The organism is Bacillus sp. ABR (assembly GCF_056172715.1).
The window spans coordinates 278,296-294,558 of record NZ_JAOYSL010000001.1; the positions used below are offsets into that span (position 1 = coordinate 278,296).

At 42.6% G+C, this 16,263-nt stretch carries 18 protein-coding genes; 10 read left to right on the forward strand and 8 right to left on the reverse strand.

Features of this window, described 5'->3' with window-relative positions:
• Positions 1–3: 3 nt before the first annotated feature.
• The 6 genes from OIT90_RS01325 to OIT90_RS01350 form a co-directional block, all read right to left on the reverse strand.
• Positions 4–342, reverse strand: coding sequence for a DUF4288 domain-containing protein (locus OIT90_RS01325; RefSeq protein ID WP_144489852.1), 339 nt, complete (start codon positions 340–342; stop codon positions 4–6).
• Between the two features lie 320 nt (positions 343–662).
• The gene (locus tag OIT90_RS01330; protein ID WP_024423846.1) at positions 663–2,204 is read right to left on the reverse strand and encodes a solute symporter family protein; all 1,542 of its coding nucleotides are present in this window, start codon (positions 2,202–2,204) and stop codon (positions 663–665) included.
• Positions 2,201–2,515, reverse strand: coding sequence for a DUF485 domain-containing protein (locus tag OIT90_RS01335; protein WP_024423845.1), 315 nt, complete (start codon positions 2,513–2,515; stop codon positions 2,201–2,203). The genes OIT90_RS01330 and OIT90_RS01335 overlap by 4 nt, the downstream gene beginning before the upstream one ends.
• 107 nt (positions 2,516–2,622) lie before the next feature.
• Complete coding sequence (locus OIT90_RS01340) at positions 2,623–3,291, reverse strand: glycosyltransferase family protein (protein WP_058838475.1); 669 nt, start codon at positions 3,289–3,291, stop codon at positions 2,623–2,625.
• On the reverse strand, positions 3,284–3,973 hold the full coding sequence (locus tag OIT90_RS01345; protein WP_058838476.1) for a class I SAM-dependent methyltransferase: 690 nt from the start codon (positions 3,971–3,973) through the stop codon (positions 3,284–3,286). The genes OIT90_RS01340 and OIT90_RS01345 overlap by 8 nt, the downstream gene beginning before the upstream one ends.
• 300 nt (positions 3,974–4,273) lie before the next feature.
• Positions 4,274–4,414, reverse strand: coding sequence for an anti-repressor SinI family protein (locus tag OIT90_RS01350; protein ID WP_008345506.1), 141 nt, complete (start codon positions 4,412–4,414; stop codon positions 4,274–4,276).
• 407 nt (positions 4,415–4,821) lie between these two features.
• Between OIT90_RS01350 and OIT90_RS01355 the strand changes: the two genes are divergently transcribed.
• The gene (locus tag OIT90_RS01355) at positions 4,822–5,253 is read left to right on the forward strand and encodes a GtrA family protein (RefSeq protein ID WP_039182392.1); all 432 of its coding nucleotides are present in this window, start codon (positions 4,822–4,824) and stop codon (positions 5,251–5,253) included.
• Between the two features lie 27 nt (positions 5,254–5,280).
• Positions 5,281–5,538, forward strand: coding sequence for a hypothetical protein (locus OIT90_RS01360; protein ID WP_039182389.1), 258 nt, complete (start codon positions 5,281–5,283; stop codon positions 5,536–5,538).
• A gap of 34 nt (positions 5,539–5,572) precedes the next feature.
• Here the strand turns inward: OIT90_RS01360 and OIT90_RS01365 are convergent, their stop codons facing one another.
• The gene (locus OIT90_RS01365; protein ID WP_059377217.1) at positions 5,573–6,418 is read right to left on the reverse strand and encodes an AraC family transcriptional regulator; all 846 of its coding nucleotides are present in this window, start codon (positions 6,416–6,418) and stop codon (positions 5,573–5,575) included.
• 181 nt (positions 6,419–6,599) lie between these two features.
• Here OIT90_RS01365 and OIT90_RS01370 point away from each other — a divergent pair, with 181 nt between their 5' ends.
• From OIT90_RS01370 to qoxD, 8 genes are all read left to right on the forward strand, one after another.
• The gene (locus OIT90_RS01370; protein ID WP_474892174.1) at positions 6,600–7,781 is read left to right on the forward strand and encodes a galactokinase; all 1,182 of its coding nucleotides are present in this window, start codon (positions 6,600–6,602) and stop codon (positions 7,779–7,781) included.
• Positions 7,781–8,773, forward strand: coding sequence for a UDP-glucose 4-epimerase GalE (galE, locus tag OIT90_RS01375; RefSeq protein ID WP_064498813.1), 993 nt, complete (start codon positions 7,781–7,783; stop codon positions 8,771–8,773). The genes OIT90_RS01370 and galE overlap by 1 nt, the downstream gene beginning before the upstream one ends.
• Positions 8,774–8,808: 35 nt before the next feature.
• Complete coding sequence (galT, locus tag OIT90_RS01380) at positions 8,809–10,320, forward strand: UDP-glucose--hexose-1-phosphate uridylyltransferase (RefSeq protein ID WP_474892175.1); 1,512 nt, start codon at positions 8,809–8,811, stop codon at positions 10,318–10,320.
• 12 nt (positions 10,321–10,332) lie between these two features.
• Entirely contained in the window at positions 10,333–11,415 is a 1,083-nt protein-coding gene (locus OIT90_RS01385; protein WP_474892176.1) for a M24 family metallopeptidase, read from the forward strand.
• 517 nt (positions 11,416–11,932) lie between these two features.
• Entirely contained in the window at positions 11,933–12,889 is a 957-nt protein-coding gene (qoxA, locus tag OIT90_RS01390; protein ID WP_099663814.1) for a cytochrome aa3 quinol oxidase subunit II, read from the forward strand.
• 27 nt (positions 12,890–12,916) lie between these two features.
• Positions 12,917–14,875 carry a cytochrome aa3 quinol oxidase subunit I gene (qoxB, locus tag OIT90_RS01395; RefSeq protein ID WP_007497822.1) on the forward strand — a complete coding sequence of 653 codons (1,959 nt, stop codon included), beginning with the start codon at positions 12,917–12,919 and terminating at the stop codon, positions 14,873–14,875.
• Positions 14,875–15,492, forward strand: a complete 618-nt coding sequence (gene qoxC, locus OIT90_RS01400) for a cytochrome aa3 quinol oxidase subunit III (protein ID WP_039182371.1) — start codon at positions 14,875–14,877, stop codon at positions 15,490–15,492. Before qoxB ends, qoxC begins: the two co-directional genes overlap by 1 nt.
• A 1-nt stretch (position 15,493) precedes the next feature.
• Complete coding sequence (gene qoxD / locus OIT90_RS01405) at positions 15,494–15,874, forward strand: cytochrome aa3 quinol oxidase subunit IV (RefSeq protein ID WP_007497818.1); 381 nt, start codon at positions 15,494–15,496, stop codon at positions 15,872–15,874.
• Between the two features lie 77 nt (positions 15,875–15,951).
• Here qoxD and OIT90_RS01410 read toward each other — a convergent pair whose 3' ends face one another.
• Positions 15,952–16,215: a spore morphogenesis/germination protein YwcE gene (locus OIT90_RS01410; RefSeq protein WP_008345491.1), complete on the reverse strand. Its 264-nt coding sequence runs from the start codon at positions 16,213–16,215 to the stop codon at positions 15,952–15,954.
• Positions 16,216–16,263: the final 48 nt, after the last annotated feature.

A 16,263-nucleotide genomic window follows, 5' to 3' on the forward strand; every position in this document is an offset into this window, starting at 1 on the left:
TTGTTATTTGTCTAAAGAATAGGCCTTGATGGCTTCTTGAACAGAAGTTTCTTCATCAAAAATAAGGTGGCGGCTGTACACTTCACTCAAGTGTAGTGACTTTTGCTCTAAGTGATCTACAAGCTCAAAAATATCTAGAATGGCTGCTAATTTTATGTTAGTTTGGCCACCTTCTGCATTATCATAGATTTCCTCTGGGAAGCCTTGTTTGACTATTTCCTTCACTTGACGTTGGTTCTTAGCTTTTACCAAGATGATTCGTTCTTCAAAGATTTTATCGGGAATATTGCTTGGTGATGAGATGGATTCGAATAATAATTTTGCAGAATAAATCCTTTGCATACGTCATCCCACTTCTTTCGTGTCGATTTAAATAATTTCCAGTATGTGTATAACATGATAACATAGGAATGACATCTTGCAGGGAATACATAACGATAAATAGATTCATTACGGGGAGGGATAGGAATGAAGAGTGTGGTTGATAACAGAGGGGAAGTTCATGAAATTCTGTTAATCATCATTACATGCTGCTCTCTCATCATGTTTAGAAGGGTTGCCAGATTAGAGAAGTATAAAAATAAGTTGAAAAGCCAATTTATACCTTACTGAGATTTGAACAGAAGAACACAAAAAAAGCCGGCTGAGCAGCCGGCTTTTCCTTATGAATCAGTATCCATATGCATGCCTGTATGTGCCTTTACTTGAATTTCCGTAAAGGTGTCTTCATCTGCTTTTTCAGACGAGAATATCGTGCCTAAGTATGCGGCAAGAAATCCGAGTGGAATCGAGATAATCCCAGGGTTCGACAGCGGGATGAGCGGCTCTCCTGTGAAGATGGCTGCTCCTGATGGGTCCCAGACGCTTGGGCTGAGCGAGACGATAATCAGTGCGCTCAGAAGGCCTGTTAAGCTTCCGGCGATGGCACCCGTAGAGTTAAATCGTTTCCAAAAAACAGTGAAGATAATCAAAGGTAAATTCGCACTCGCTGCGACTGCGAAGGCAAGAGACACAAGAAAAGCGACGTTTAAGGACTGGGCAAATAATGCAAGAATGATGGAGAGGATCGCCACGCCGATTGAAGCAAAGCGTGCTGCCTTCACCTGCTCCCGCTCACTCGCTTTTCCTTTGCGGATAATCTGACTATAAAAGTCATGGGCAAAAGCTGACGCGGCGGATAAAACAAGACCAGTCACCACTGCCAATATGGTCGCAAAGGCGATAGCGGAAACAAAGGCAAATAATAAATCTCCTCCAAGGGCTTGTGCCAGAAGAGGTGCGGCCATATTTCCGGCTGCATCTGCTGCTGTGATCGCTTCTGTTCCAACAAAGGCAGCAGCACCAAAGCCAAGGAAAACCGTCATTAAATAAAAAATCCCGATGATCCAAGTAGCAGAAAGAACTGATTTTCGCGCAGAAATCGCATCCTTTACTGTATAAAAACGAATCAAAATGTGCGGCAGACCTGCTGTCCCAAGCACTAAGGCGAGGTTAAGAGACAAGGTTTCTAAAGGCACATCATATTTATTTCCCGGGTGAAGAAACGATTCACCAAGCGGGGTTGCAGTTTTCATCTGTTCAAACATCTTCAGCAGACTAAAATCAAATTTTGCAAACACAAGCAGTGAAATAATGAGCGTCCCAAGCATGAGAAGCACAGCCTTTGTGATCTGTACCCAGCTGGTCGCAATCATGCCGCCAAACACGACATAAATGGTCATCAGGACACCCACGATCAGCACTGCGATCCAGTAATCAATGCCAAGAAGCAGCTTGATTAACGCACCTGCTCCAACAAGCTGTGCAATCATATAAAAAGTGGAGACTGTAATGGTATTAAAGGCGGCAACCCCTCGAATGGCAGGGCGCTTAAATCGTGCAGCGATCATATCGGCCATCGTATATTTCCCTAGATTTCGTAGCGGTTCAGCCACAACGTAAAGAACGACAAGATACGCTACTAGAAAACCAATGCTATAGAAAAAGCCGTCAAATCCGTTTAACGCGATCATTCCAGCAATCCCTAAAAAGGATGCAGCAGACATATAGTCGCCAGCAATGGCAAGGCCGTTTTGAAACCCAGTCAGGCCCCCTCCTGCAGTGTAAAAATCACTCGCATTGCTTGTTTTTTTCGCAGCAAAATATGTGATGACCAATGTGAGACCTACGATCGCTACGAACAAAATAAACGCGGTCATGCTCATTCGTCATCACCTCTTGATTCAGTTTTTAAAGCGCTTACATAATTGTCGAACTTAGCTGCTTTTTTTGCATAAAGTCCACATAAAACCCAGGTCATGACAAATTGTGTGAGGGCGAATAACCAAGCCCATGAGATCGCGCCAATTGCTGGCGTGTTCAAAAAGGTGAAGTAGGATGTAGCGACCGGAAGTGAAAAGTAAAAGAGAAAAAAGAAAATCGTCATCGGTACGATAAATCTGCGTTTTTCCTCAAGAAGTTTTCGAAAATCCTCTGAAGCGGCAACCTTCTTATAATGAACTTTTTTGTCTGCCATTGTTTCCTCCTTTGTACGAATTAGGGACAAGGTACTCCAATGCATATGAGACGATCTGGCTGTTTATGACAGTATATCATAAAAAAGGCACCCGAAAAGGGTGCTTTCTATCGATAATTTGCAAGAAATTGTTCTCTCGCTTTTTCATATGCTTCTGCGTCAAAATGATCTCCGCATTTATGAATACACCAAGGCTCTTCTTGTTTTGCAATTCCAACTTCATAGCCCTGCTGAGTGAATTCGAAGGACTGCGAGACATCATAAAAATGAAAGCCGTCAAAGAGGTCCTCACGCCATCTTACATCGTATTGTGTTGCCATGAATAGACCATCAATAGCCGAAGCTTTGATATAATCTTGCACTTCGGGCTGCTGACGGCCTTTTTCAAACGAAAGCAGCTGATAGGTGTCGTGGCGATATTCAATGACTTTTCCCCTGCAATCAGCACTCTCCCACCAAATTCCATTGTCAGGCACGCTTTCTGCTCCAATCACGCCAATCATGCCAAGTGATGGATTTTGTAAAAAAAGGGGGATGAGCTCAAGCAGCATATGCTGTTTGACAATCAAGGTATCCTGATGAAGGTAAATTTTAAACTGAGCTGGATGAGTGATGGCTTCATTGTAGGCAGAGGTCATACTTGATGCTTGTCTGATTGGTAAGACCTCCACATGGTATCCATGAGGAGCCGGAAGCGAAGCGAGCTGCCGGAAGCAAGCCTGAAACATCGATTCATCATTTACACATAAAACAAACAGGATGGTCGGATTACTCATGAAATGGAACCGCCTCGACCACATATTGATAGGCTGTAGCGGCCTCGTGAAAATCAGAACGAATGCCGTGTTTCATGAGTAATTCATGTAGGTCATTCAACACGCCTGCATAGGAAGGATGCTGTACGCGAATAGCCTCGAATTCGCGAATGCGAAAACCCGCTGAATGAAAGAGTGCATGTATTTCGTGAAGCGTGAAGAAGCGTAAATGGGTTTGATCCATTAACCCTGCATCTGTATAAGTAAATCTGCCTGCTAGTAATTCTAAAACCGTTGAAATGTGGCCGATATTTGGAATAGATGACAAGATGGCACCCTCTTTTTTAAGGAAGGGTTTCACCTTTTTTAAAACGGCCCAAGGGTCCAATAAGTGCTCGAGGACATCTCCGAAAATAATGCAGTCAAATTGTTCATGTTCATAAGGGAGAGCCATCTGTTCAATATTTCCGCAGAGAACATGATCCAGCTCTTGCTCAGCCTCTTTTGCTGCGTCCTCAAATGACTCAATGCCATAGATGGTTCGGCCCTTTTGTTTCAGGACTTTTCCAAGCTTGCCTGTGCCGCATCCGATATCCAATAAAGACGTCCATTCCGCGCGAATACGACTGACGATGACCGGGTTTACCCCATGATAATACTGATCCTTTTTTTGGTGATAATACGAAAGGGAATCTGAACTCATGCTCTACCCACCCTTCTGCTTTCTCGTTGTTTTCATGGTTAATATATGGGTGGGCAGCTTGGTTTTATAACGAGAGAAGGACAATTTTCATGAATGCAACTAAAAAGGGATCATATAAAGAACAGGAAGTGGACTGTCCTCCTAATATAGAAAGACAGAACCCCATTGAGTGAAGGGATTGGTATGGAGAGGTGTTCAATTATTGTAGCGTATCGTCATGAAAGGATTTTCAAAAGGTCAATTGACAGGTCAGAACTTTTAGCCAAAGCAGTCTGAAAGACAAAGGATAACGGCGTTGATTTACGGTTTGTTTATCATCTTCTGATCACCGTTGGATGTTAAAAAAGCTTGTATTTCTTCGATGCCTAGTCCAATTTTTTTCGCTTCCTGAATCAAATAAACCCACTCTTCGTCAACTCTTCTTTTCACTTGCGTATCCATAATATCCTCCAGTTCAATAAGACATATTCACTGCAACCAATGACTTGAACAAACCGTCTAGTAACTGTACGTGTGGTTGAAAACAGCACAAAATAAATTTTGTCGAAAAATGATGACATTTAACCTATTTTGTAAAACCTATCACCTACCACGTCCCTAAAAAAATGACTAAAAAACCCATAAATATTGAAATCTTACTTCTAATAATAAACAATTGTTATGTCAGTTGAAAGATTATAAATTAAAATAATGAAAAAGACCTAAAACATTTGACTCATATAAACCAATTGTATTGACATTTGCCATCGAGTAGAACAAATTTCATCTTTGCAGGACGTACATATTGTTCGTTTGGGAAGTTCTTCTTAAGATGGTATTCTAAAAGAAACAGAAACCACCAAGAAGGAATGAAGAAAGACATGTATAGCCTTTTTCAAAAGTATCGAGAAGTTGTCATGTATCTTGTGATGGGTGTGTGTACAACCATTGTCAATATCGTCAGCTTCTATTTATTCGTTGAGATGTTTTCCATGGATTACAAAACAGCTACGGTTGTTTCATGGGTATTTGCTGTTCTCTTTGCTTATATCACCAATAAGAAGTATGTCTTCAAGCAAAAGGCTCGTGACACAAAAAGCCTCATGCGTGAACTTTCTTCATTTTTTAGTGTTCGTCTCATGTCTCTAGGTGTAGATCTGGGGCTGATGATTTTATTTGTGAGCCAAATGGCGCTCAATGAAACCGTCGCAAAAATTCTCGTCAACTTTGTGATTGTGGTGGTCAATTATGTCGCCAGTAAATGGTTCGTCTTCAAGAAAACAAAAGAAGATGCGATTTAACACATAAAAAAAGATAGGTGATGTGAAATGAGCAGCAGGTCAGACGACTTATATGATGCCATATATCAACAAACAGAAAAGCAGCATGAACAAGTGCTGAGGCTAGTCAAAGAAATGACCGCACATCCAGAAGCGTTTTCGGAACAAGAAAAGGAAAAGATCAACCGAATGGACATTGCGCTTCAAACGGCAACGGACATTTTAGAAAACTTAATGACCCCTGATACGCAAATGACCATTGTTTTAAGACAAGGGAGAATTCATGTTGACCTGTCAAAAGCGTAAAAGAAGCAGCCAATGATAAAGCGGCTGCTTTTTATTATGCATCGCTTGTTTCCCGCAGTTGCTTTGGAGACATGCCGATTTTCTTTCGAAAGACTTTATTCAAGTAATTCGCATTTCGGTAGCCGCACTGTATGGCAATTTCTTCAATCGAGTATTTCGTTGTTTTTAGTAATGTTTCCGCCTTCTCTAACCGGATATTGGTTAAGTAGTGAATAGGTGTGAAGCCAGTGGCCTTTTTGAATTCCCTCGTAAAATGACTTTTGGATAAACGTGCCGCAGCTGCCATATCGTCTGGGCCAATTTCCTCGTGAAAATGATGGCTGGCAAACAAGGCCGCTTGAACGATGGGCTCAGGCCATTTCTCCATTTGTCCCTCAAGCTTTGGCAAATATGAATACAGTTCCATGACAAATTGATAAGCAAGGCTAGACCCCTCAAATGGATTGGTAATCCGTCTTTCACTGGCTTCATCATAAATTTTCTTCAGCAGGCGGATCGGTTTGGAATTAGGATGAAAACGCATGACCTGCTTTCCTTGATCTATAAATTGGTCAAAGCAAAGATCGCAGGCGTCCCCATAAAGCGTCAAATAGAGAAATTCCCAATGCTCACTGTCTTCTGGAAAATAATATTGATAGGCACTTGGGCTTTTCACAAGAAAGGCCTGCCCTGGCAAGACTTTGAACCGCTTCTGTCCGATTTCAATCATGCCGTGTCCAGACAGTGTGAGCTGAAAGATGCACTTGCCCTGATCCTTCCGCTCCACGCCATTCCAGCTGTATAACGAAGATGATTGAACCTCCCAGCCAACAGACCATATTTGTGCCGGCAATGTAACATCAGAATGGTGAAAACGAAATGCAAATGCTTCCTTCTTCAAATTGGAAAACCTCCTTCACAGCAAAAAACAACCTTTTTCTATTTTGAATCATGGTACACCTCATATCACATCGTACCATTCACAGCAAAAAAAGGGTATTTTTTAACGATTTTTTTACCATTGAACTTACGCAGTTCAGGCAACTAAAATAAGAGTATCAGAAGAGAAAAGGGGAATGGATATGATCGATATGTTACGCACGGCATTTCACCAGCAATTTGGGGATAGAGAAGAAGAACTTCGCTATTTTTTTGCCCCGGGAAGAGTGAACTTGATTGGTGAACATACAGATTACAATGGAGGTCATGTATTCCCTTGTGCGCTCACTCTCGGTACATATGCAGCATGTGCAAAGCGGTCAGATGGCCGCGTGAGAATGTATTCCTTGAACTTTGATGGCGATGGTGTGAAAGAATTCGACCTTTTTGAAATCGCTTACTTGGAGTCGGACGGCTGGGCAAATTATCCGAAGGGCGTGTTCCATCAGTTTATTGAAGCAGGAATGAAGATAGAAGAAGGCTTTGACATAGTATACGGCGGCAATATTCCCAATGGTGCAGGCTTGTCTTCCTCTGCTTCCATCGAGCTTGTCACCGCTGTCTTTATCAATGAATGGCATTCATTCGGCGTTTCAAATGCCCGTCTTGCCCTCCTTTCGCAGCGTGCAGAAAATGAATTTATTGGTGTCAATTGCGGTATTATGGATCAGTTTTCAATCGCTCTTGGAAAAGAAGATCACGCCATCTTGCTCAATTGCGATACCCTTGATTTTGAATACAGTCCGTTTCGGCAAGAGGGGCTGGCGCTTGTCATTGCCAATACAAACAAAAAGCGGACACTGGCAGACTCCAAATACAATGAACGCCGGTCAGAGTGTCAATCAGCCTTAAACGATTTGCGAAAAGAAATCGATCTTGTCCACTTATGTGAGCTCACGGCTGATGAATTTGCCGAGCATGCCCACTTGATTCAGGATGAAACATGCCGCAAACGTGCAAGGCACGTGGTGACAGAAAACGACCGAACCATAAAAGCAGTCAAATTTCTGAAAGATGATAAAATGGAAGAAATAGGTGCGCTTATGAAGGCATCTCATCTCTCTTTAAAGAATGATTATGAAGTGACTGGATTTGAACTGGATACTCTGGCAGAAGCCGCTTGGCTCCATCCTGGAACGATTGGCTCCCGTATGACGGGCGCGGGTTTTGGCGGCTGCACGATCAGTATTGTGAAAGAAAAGCAGCTGGCATCATTTATAGAAGAAACGGGTGCGATTTATCAAGAGAAGACAGGTATTGAAGCCTCTTTTTACACAGCTGGAATTGGAGGCGGCGCAAGAGAACTCACGAAGGAGGAAGTGTAATGACGATTTTAGTGTGCGGGGGAGCAGGGTACATTGGCAGTCATGCTGTAGCGGCTCTTTTAGCGAAAGGTGAACAAGTAGTAGTAGTAGATAATTTGCAGACAGGCCACAAAGAAGCTGTTTTGGAGGGAGCTGTTTTAGAAGAGGGAGATTTACGAGATCAAGATTTTTTAAGACAGGTTTTCAAAACGCATCAAATAGAAGCGGTTATGCACTTTGCCGCAGATTCACTTGTAGGTGAGAGTGTAACAAACCCGCTAAAGTACTATGACAACAACGTTGGGGGAGCAACAGCTTTACTTCAGGTGATGAATGAATTTGATGTGAAACACATCGTTTTCTCTTCAACCGCAGCTGCGTATGGTGAACCAAAGCGTGTGCCGATCGTTGAAACGGATGAGACGAACCCAACCAATCCTTATGGAGAAACAAAACTTGCGATTGAAAAAATGCTGAAGTGGTCTGAGCAGGCATATGGAATGAAATACGTCGTGCTTCGCTACTTTAATGTAGCTGGCGCTCATACAGATGGACTTGTCGGAGAGGATCATCAGCCTGAGACACACCTCATTCCGATCATTCTGCAAGTGGCTTTAGGAAAACGAGATCAGATCATGATTTACGGTGATGATTATGAGACAGAGGACGGCACGTGTATTAGAGATTACATTCATGTCATGGATTTAGTAGAGGCGCACATCTTAGCAGTTGATCGTCTGCGTGCTGGAAAAGGAAGTGCAACATATAACTTAGGGAATGGCACAGGTTTCTCCGTGAAGCAGGTAGTAGATGCTGTAAGAAACGTCACGGGGCATGCGATTCCAGCACAGGTGGCTAACAGACGCGCGGGAGATCCAGCAAAGCTGATTGCTTCTTCTGAAAAAGCGCTGCAGGAATTAGGATGGACACCTCAATATGCTGACCTTCACACCATTATTCAAAGTGCGTGGGATTGGTTTCAGAAGCATCCAGACGGTTACCAGAGTAAATAACGCGTAACAGGCAGGCAAGAGAGGGGACAGAGAGAATGGCGGTAGATATTTTTGAAAAACTGGAACAGCTGATTCAATACGGAGTTAATCAAGAGCTGATTACACCACTAGATATCAATTATACGAGAAATCGGCTGATTGAGGTGCTTGGGCTGGATGAAGCTGAGGCAAGAACAGTCTCAGGGGATGCGGAACTTGAAGACATCTTAATGCCAATGCTGGATTGGGCAGTAGAGACTGGCCTTATCCCTGAGGGGACGGATACGTATCGCGATTTACTAGATGCGAAAATCATGGGATGCTTGGTGGCGCCTCCAAGTGTCATCTACGCGAAGTTTGAAGAGAAACGCCAGCATGAAGGACCAGAGGCGGCTACAAGCTGGTTCTATGAAATGCAGCAGCACGCACACTATATTCATACTGGCAGAATCGCCAAAAATGTGCAGTGGTTTACACCAACAGATGATGGCGAGCTGGAGATCACAATTAATCTATCGAAGCCGGAAAAGGACCCAAAAGCAATCGCTGAAGCCAAAAAACTTAGTCAAAAGCAATATCCTCTTTGTCTGCTTTGTAAAGAAAACGTTGGGTTTGGGGGACGGATCAACCATCCAGCGAGACAGAATCACCGGATTATTCCTGTGACACTCACAGATGAATCTTGGTTTCTACAATTTTCACCTTATGTGTACTACAACGAGCACTGCATTGTGTTCAAAGGCGAACATGAGCCGATGAGTATCACCAAAAAGACCTTTGAACGATTGCTTTCTTTCATATATATATACCCGCATTATTTCATCGGATCGAACGCTGACCTTCCGATTGTCGGGGGCAGTATATTAAGTCATGACCATTTTCAGGGCGGTGCGCATGAATTTCCGATGGCGAAAGCGAAGCTTGAAGATGTTTTTACTCTGAGTGCCTTTCCGAATGTGAGGGCCGGGATTGTGAAATGGCCGATGTCTGTGATCCGCCTTCGAAGCAGCGATAGGCAGACGCTTGCAGACGCCGCTGACTTTATCTTAAACGAGTGGAAAATGTATTCAGATGAAGAAGTGGAGCTGCTAGCTCATACAGGAGAGACGCCGCATAATACCATTACACCAATTGCACGCCGACATGGAGATGACTATGAATTAGATCTAGTGCTGCGTAATAATCGTACAAACAAGCAGCACCCGGACGGAATTTTCCATCCGCACGAAGAAGTCCATCATATTAAAAAAGAGAATATCGGATTAATTGAAGTGATGGGTCTTGCAGTTCTTCCTGGTAGATTAGCAGAGGAATTAAGCCAATTAAAAGAAGCGCTGTTATCCCCAAACCCCCTTGAAGAAATCAAAGCCCGTCCTACTATCACGAAACACGAAGCATGGGCAAAGCGTCTGCTTGAAGAGAACACCTTTACAGAGGAGAATACAGAAGCCATTTTACAAAAAGAAGTCGGCATCATTTTTTCTCGAATTCTCTCACAGGCGGGTGTGTTTAAAAGAACCGAGCAAGGGAAAACAGCTTTTAAACGTTTCATTCATACACTCATATAGGCAGGTGATTAGATGATTGAACAAGTAAGAACAATAATGGAAGAAAAACAGCTCGACGGTGTCTTGATTCACAAGCGAAATAACTTCTCCTGGCTGACAGGAGGAAGAAGAAATCATATCGTGTTAAATACACCAGAGGGCGTGTGCAAGCTGCTTGTGTTAAAAGACGACATCGTCCTCATTGTGAATCAAATGGAAGAAAAGCGGATCATTGAAGAAGAGATGGCGTATATCGATCACCCATTTCAAGTGGTGACGATGGATTGGTTTGAGGATGATACGGCACACATTCAAACACTCACAAAAGACAAACGAATCGGGTCAGACATTCAAATGGACGGATTCGAATGGGTTGAGCCGGATTTGTCGCAAGTTCGATCCATTCTTTCTGCATCACAGCTCCGCCAATATGAAACGCTTTGTCATGAAACAGCGGTCATTGTAGAGAGCGTCTGTAAAGAAATCGTTCCAGGACAGACGGAGCACGAAATCGCTTCGCTTGCGGCTCAAAAAGCGATCGCGCAGGGAATGACGATTGAAGTGCTGCTTGTAGCAACAGATGACCGGATTCATCAATACCGTCATCCAATTCCAACAGACAAAAAACTTCAAAAGCATGCGCTTGTTGTCCTTTGCGCTGAACGGCATGGACTCGTGGCGAATGTCACAAGGTCTGTTTACTTCGGTCAGCTTCCACAGGAGCTTGAAGTGAACAAAGAGCGGCTGGCACGAATTGACACGGTCATGAATGCCGCTACGCGCCCCGGTAAGACTTTGGGAGATGTGTTGAAAGCAGGTATTGCTCAGTATGAAAAAGAGGGCTTCCCTGAAAGCTGGAAAAAGCTTCATCAAGGAGGGAAAACGGGCTTTGTATCTAGAGAAATAATTGCAGTGCCTTCATCGAAGGAAGAAATTCAGCTGCAGCAAGTGTTTACATGGAACCCTTCATTGCCTGGATTGAAATCAGAGGATACGATGGTCGTAGAGAAAGAGGGGAACCGCTTTTTAACCTATACAGGCAAGTGGACATACATTGACGTTGAACATGAAGGGGACATCTATAGGCGCCCTGATATTTTAGTAAGAGATGAATAATTGCAGAATGCCGGCGCTAAGCCGGTTTTTTGCTGGAAGTCATTAAGTGGGATTCCACATATTCAACATGATTACCAATTCTTACAGCGTATAGTCAGAGGATCGATACTTTCTTTTCTTATCAACTTGCGTTAAAATAAGTAAGGTTTTTGTTAAATGTGGGGATACCTATTTTGAAATTGTTTACCTAGATAAAATTTCATTAAGTTAAATTGAAATTTGACCAAACTTTTTTATTGTGGTAAACCTAAATTTGACAAAGTTCTTGATTGTTTGTCCTTTGCCTTCAACTCTCAACTTTTCAAAATCCTAGAAATTTATTGTGTGTGCAATAATATAAATTTATGTCGAATTTATGACATTTTAAAAGAAATCTGTTGAAAAATAAATGAACTTTTGAAAAAAGGGAAGCTAACTCTAACAGATTTTGATAGCATTACAAAGGGAAGAAAAGTTTTCGAAGGCAGATGGCTTTTCACAATTATTCAGCAATTTATACATTATCTAAGGAAGGATGGTGATCTTCTTGTTCAGAGCCATTAAACCTATGCTTTTATTAGCGATGCTCGTGAGTGTTTTTGTATTAGGAGGTTGCAGCAATATCGCTGTTTTAGATCCTAAAGGACCAGTCGCAGCACAACAAAAAGACTTAATCCTTTTATCGATCGGATTTATGCTCTTTATCGTTGGTGCGGTATTTGTAATGTTTACCATCATTTTGGTTAAATACCGTGAGCGTAAGGACGTTGGAAACGCCTCTTATAACCCAGAACTACACGGGAACACGCTTCTAGAAGTTGTCTGGACAGTGATCCCAATATTAATCGTTGCTGCCCTTTCAGTTCCAACTGTAAAAACAATTTACTCTTTGGAAGAGGCACCTCAAGCAACAAGCCATAAAGATCCTCTTGTCGTTTATGCGACAGCTGTTGATTGGAAATGGATCTTTAGCTATCCAGAGGAAAATATTGAGACAGTGAACTACTTAAACATTCCAAAAGATCAGCCGGTTTTATTCAAAATCACTTCCGCTGATACAATGGCATCACTATGGATTCCTCAGCTAGGCGGGGAGAAGTATGCGATGGCTGGAATGGAGATGGAACAATACCTTCAAGCTGATCAAGTTGGCACATATCAAGGAAGAAACGCCAATTTCACAGGCGAGGGCTTTGCTCAGCAAAAATTCAAAGTCAATGCGATGACGCAGTCTGACTATGATAAATGGGTAAATAAAACAAAGAAAGAAGCACCGAAGTTAACGAAGAAAACGTATGACTACTTGATGCTTCCTGATGCTGCAGATGTGCAGACATTCTCATCAACACATTTATCCTTTGCGAAGCACGGAGAGGATTCTGAATATGCACTCCAAGCACGCAAACGTTTAGGTTACCAAGCAGTTTCTCCGCATTCCAAGACAGATCCTTTCGAGAATGTGAAGAACTATAAAAGAAAATTAGAAACAGAATAAACTGACTAAGGAAAGGAGGAGGCCGTTATGCATTTAAAATGGGATGAGTTTTTTGTAACTGGAGACCCATTAATTCTTGGTGCGCAAATTTCTATCGCTCTTACCTCCATTGCCATCGTGTTTGTTTTAACCTACTTTAAAAAGTGGAAATGGCTCTGGAAAGAATGGCTGACATCAGTTGATCATAAAAAGCTTGGTATCATGTATATCCTTGCTGCTGTGATTATGTTCTTCCGCGGTGGGGTAGACGGACTGATGATGCGCGCGCAGCTGGCGCTTCCTAATAATACGTTTTTAGATTCAAACCACTATAATGAAATCTTTACAACGCATGGTACGATCATGATTCTATTCATGGCGATGCCATTTTTAATTGGTTTAATCAACGTCGTTGTTCCTCTTCAAATTGGTGCACGTGACGTTGCATTCCCTTATTTGAACAACCTTAGCTTCTGGACATTCATGGTCGGAGCAATGCTGTTCAACATTTCCTTCGTTATTGGAGGATCACCAAGTGCAGGCTGGACGAGTTACATGCCGCTCGCCGGAAATGATTTCTCACCAGGACCTGGACAGAACTACTACTTGCTCGGGCTCCAAATTGCAGGTATTGGTACACTTATGACAGGTATTAACTTCATGGTGACCATCTTAAAAATGCGTACAAAAGGTATGACACTTATGCGTATGCCAATGTTTACATGGACAACATTGATTACGTCTGTCATCATCGTTTTTGCATTCCCTGTACTAACAGTTGCTTTAGCACTTATGACATTTGATCGTTTATTCGGTTCTGCATTCTTTACACTCGAAGCAGGCGGTATGCCGATGCTTTGGGCGAACCTATTCTGGATTTGGGGACATCCTGAGGTATATATTGTTATCCTGCCGGCTTTCGGTATTTTCTCAGAAATTTTTGCGACGTTCTCAAGAAAGCAGTTGTTTGGTTACAAAGCGATGGTTGTCTCGATTGTGGCAATCTCTGTTCTTAGTTTCCTTGTGTGGGTTCACCACTTCTTTACAATGGGGAACAGTGCAGCGGTTAACTCATTCTTCTCGATTACAACAATGGCGATTTCTGTACCAACAGGTGTGAAAATCTTTAACTGGCTCTTTACGATGTATCGAGGCCGTATCAGCTTTACATCACCAATGCTTTGGGCACTTGGTTTCATCCCGAACTTCGTAATCGGTGGTGTAACTGGGGTTATGCTTGCGATGGCAGCTGCGGATTACCAGTACCATAACACGTACTTCCTTGTATCCCACTTCCACTATGTATTAATCGCAGGTACTGTATTTGCTTGTTTTGCTGGTCTTGTTTTCTGGTATCCAAAAATGTTTGGTTACAAGTTAAACGAAAGAATCGGCAAATGGTTCTTCTGGGTATTCATGATCGGATTTAACATCTGTTTCTTCCCGCAGTACTTCTTAGGACTGCAAGGAATGCCAAGACGTATTTATACGTATGGACCAGAAGATGGCTGGACTGCACTAAACTTTATTTCAACAATTGGTGCATTTATGATGGGTATCGGATTCATCATCCTTTGCTACAACATTTACTACAGCTGGAGACACGCAAAACGCGAAGTGTCTGGAGACAGCTGGGGAGAAGGACGTACACTTGACTGGGCGACATCTTCTGCAATTCCGCCGCATTATAACTTTGCAGCACTTCCAGAAGTGACAACACCAGATGCATTCCATCATTGGAAGCAAAACAATGTAGACGTTCATCCTGAAAAAGAATTCAAGAAAATTCACATGCCGCACAATTCAGGCAGACCGCTGATCATGTCTGCATTCTTTGGACTTGGTGCATTCGGTCTTGTATTTGAATGGTACTGGATTGGCGTTATTGGCTTAATCGGTGTATTCGCAACGATGATTTTACGTTCATTCGAATATGACGATGGCTACTATATTCCTGTTGAAGAGGTAATCGAAACAGAGAAAAAGAATAAGGAGGCGCAGAAGTAATGGGACATAATGATAGCAGCTATGCAAATGCACCGCTTGAATATCGCTCTGAAACCGGACGTTTAAACATTCTTGGTTTCTGGATATTCCTTGGCGCGGAAATCGTGTTATTCTCAACACTTTTTGCGACCTACTTTGTTCTACATGGCAGAACAGCTGGTGGCGTTTTACCAGCTGAGCTGTTTGATATGAAACTTGTATTGATCATGACATTCCTGCTATTGGTTAGTTCATTTACATGCGGGATTGCCGTTCATGAAATGCGCCGTGGAAGTACAAAAGGGGTTGTCATCTGGACGATTCTCACACTGCTTCTAGGTGCAGGCTTCGTTGGATTTGAGATTTTTGAGTTCTTCCATTATGTACATGAGGGTGCGAGCATCCATACAAGTGCGTACTGGTCTGCATTCTTTGTACTCTTAGGAACTCACGGACTACACGTATCGATCGGTATCTTCTGGATTACCGGAATCTTGTTCCAAATTAAAAAACGTGGATTAACTCCACAAACAGCAGCGAAGATTTTCATCTCAAGTCTATACTGGCATTTCCTTGATGTTGTATGGATTTTCATCTTCACAGCTGTTTACTTGATCGGATTAGGGGGGCTTTTGTGATATGGCTGGAAAAACACATTCCTCAGCAGAGCACGAACACTTCCCTTGGAAACACGTAGTTGGCTTCATCCTATCCATTGTGCTGACAATCTTAGCATTCTGGATTGCCATTGGAGCTGAAATTGGCAGTTCCGCAAAACTATGGATTATCTTTGGTTTTGCGTTCATTCAAGCATTCTTGCAGCTGTTCATGTTTATGCACATGACAGAGAGCGAGAACGGAACTGTTCAAGTCGGAAATACTTTGTTTGGTCTGTTCTGTGCGATTATCTTCGTTATCGGATCTGTTTGGATCTTTGCGGCTCACTACAGCCACGGAGAGAACAGTAAAGACGGTTATTCACCGTCTGCACCAAAGCAGTCTGAGCATTCAGAGAAATAATAAAAAAACCACTCATCTCTTAAAGGTGAGTGGTTTTTATCATAATGGTGATAACGCTTCCAATAGTTGGGCGATATCTATCTGCTGCTGAATCTTTTGCGAATGAATGGAAGTCCGTAGATGAGGAACGCTGCAATGTGAGCCAAAATCACGTTAATGGCAAAGAATGCGATCATGAAGGTATGTCCTGCTGGAGATAAACTGCTTGTCATGTAAAGACCGAAGAAAATCCACATAATCATAATGGGTGGAATAGATGCTAATGCAATCTTTCTGTTTTCCAGCCATAAAAACAGGGGTGTAGCCGTTGCAATACATAGGTACGCAAAGAACATATCCATCGTATCCAACTCCTTTGTAAGTTGATGTTCAAATCAAATGAGAGGTCA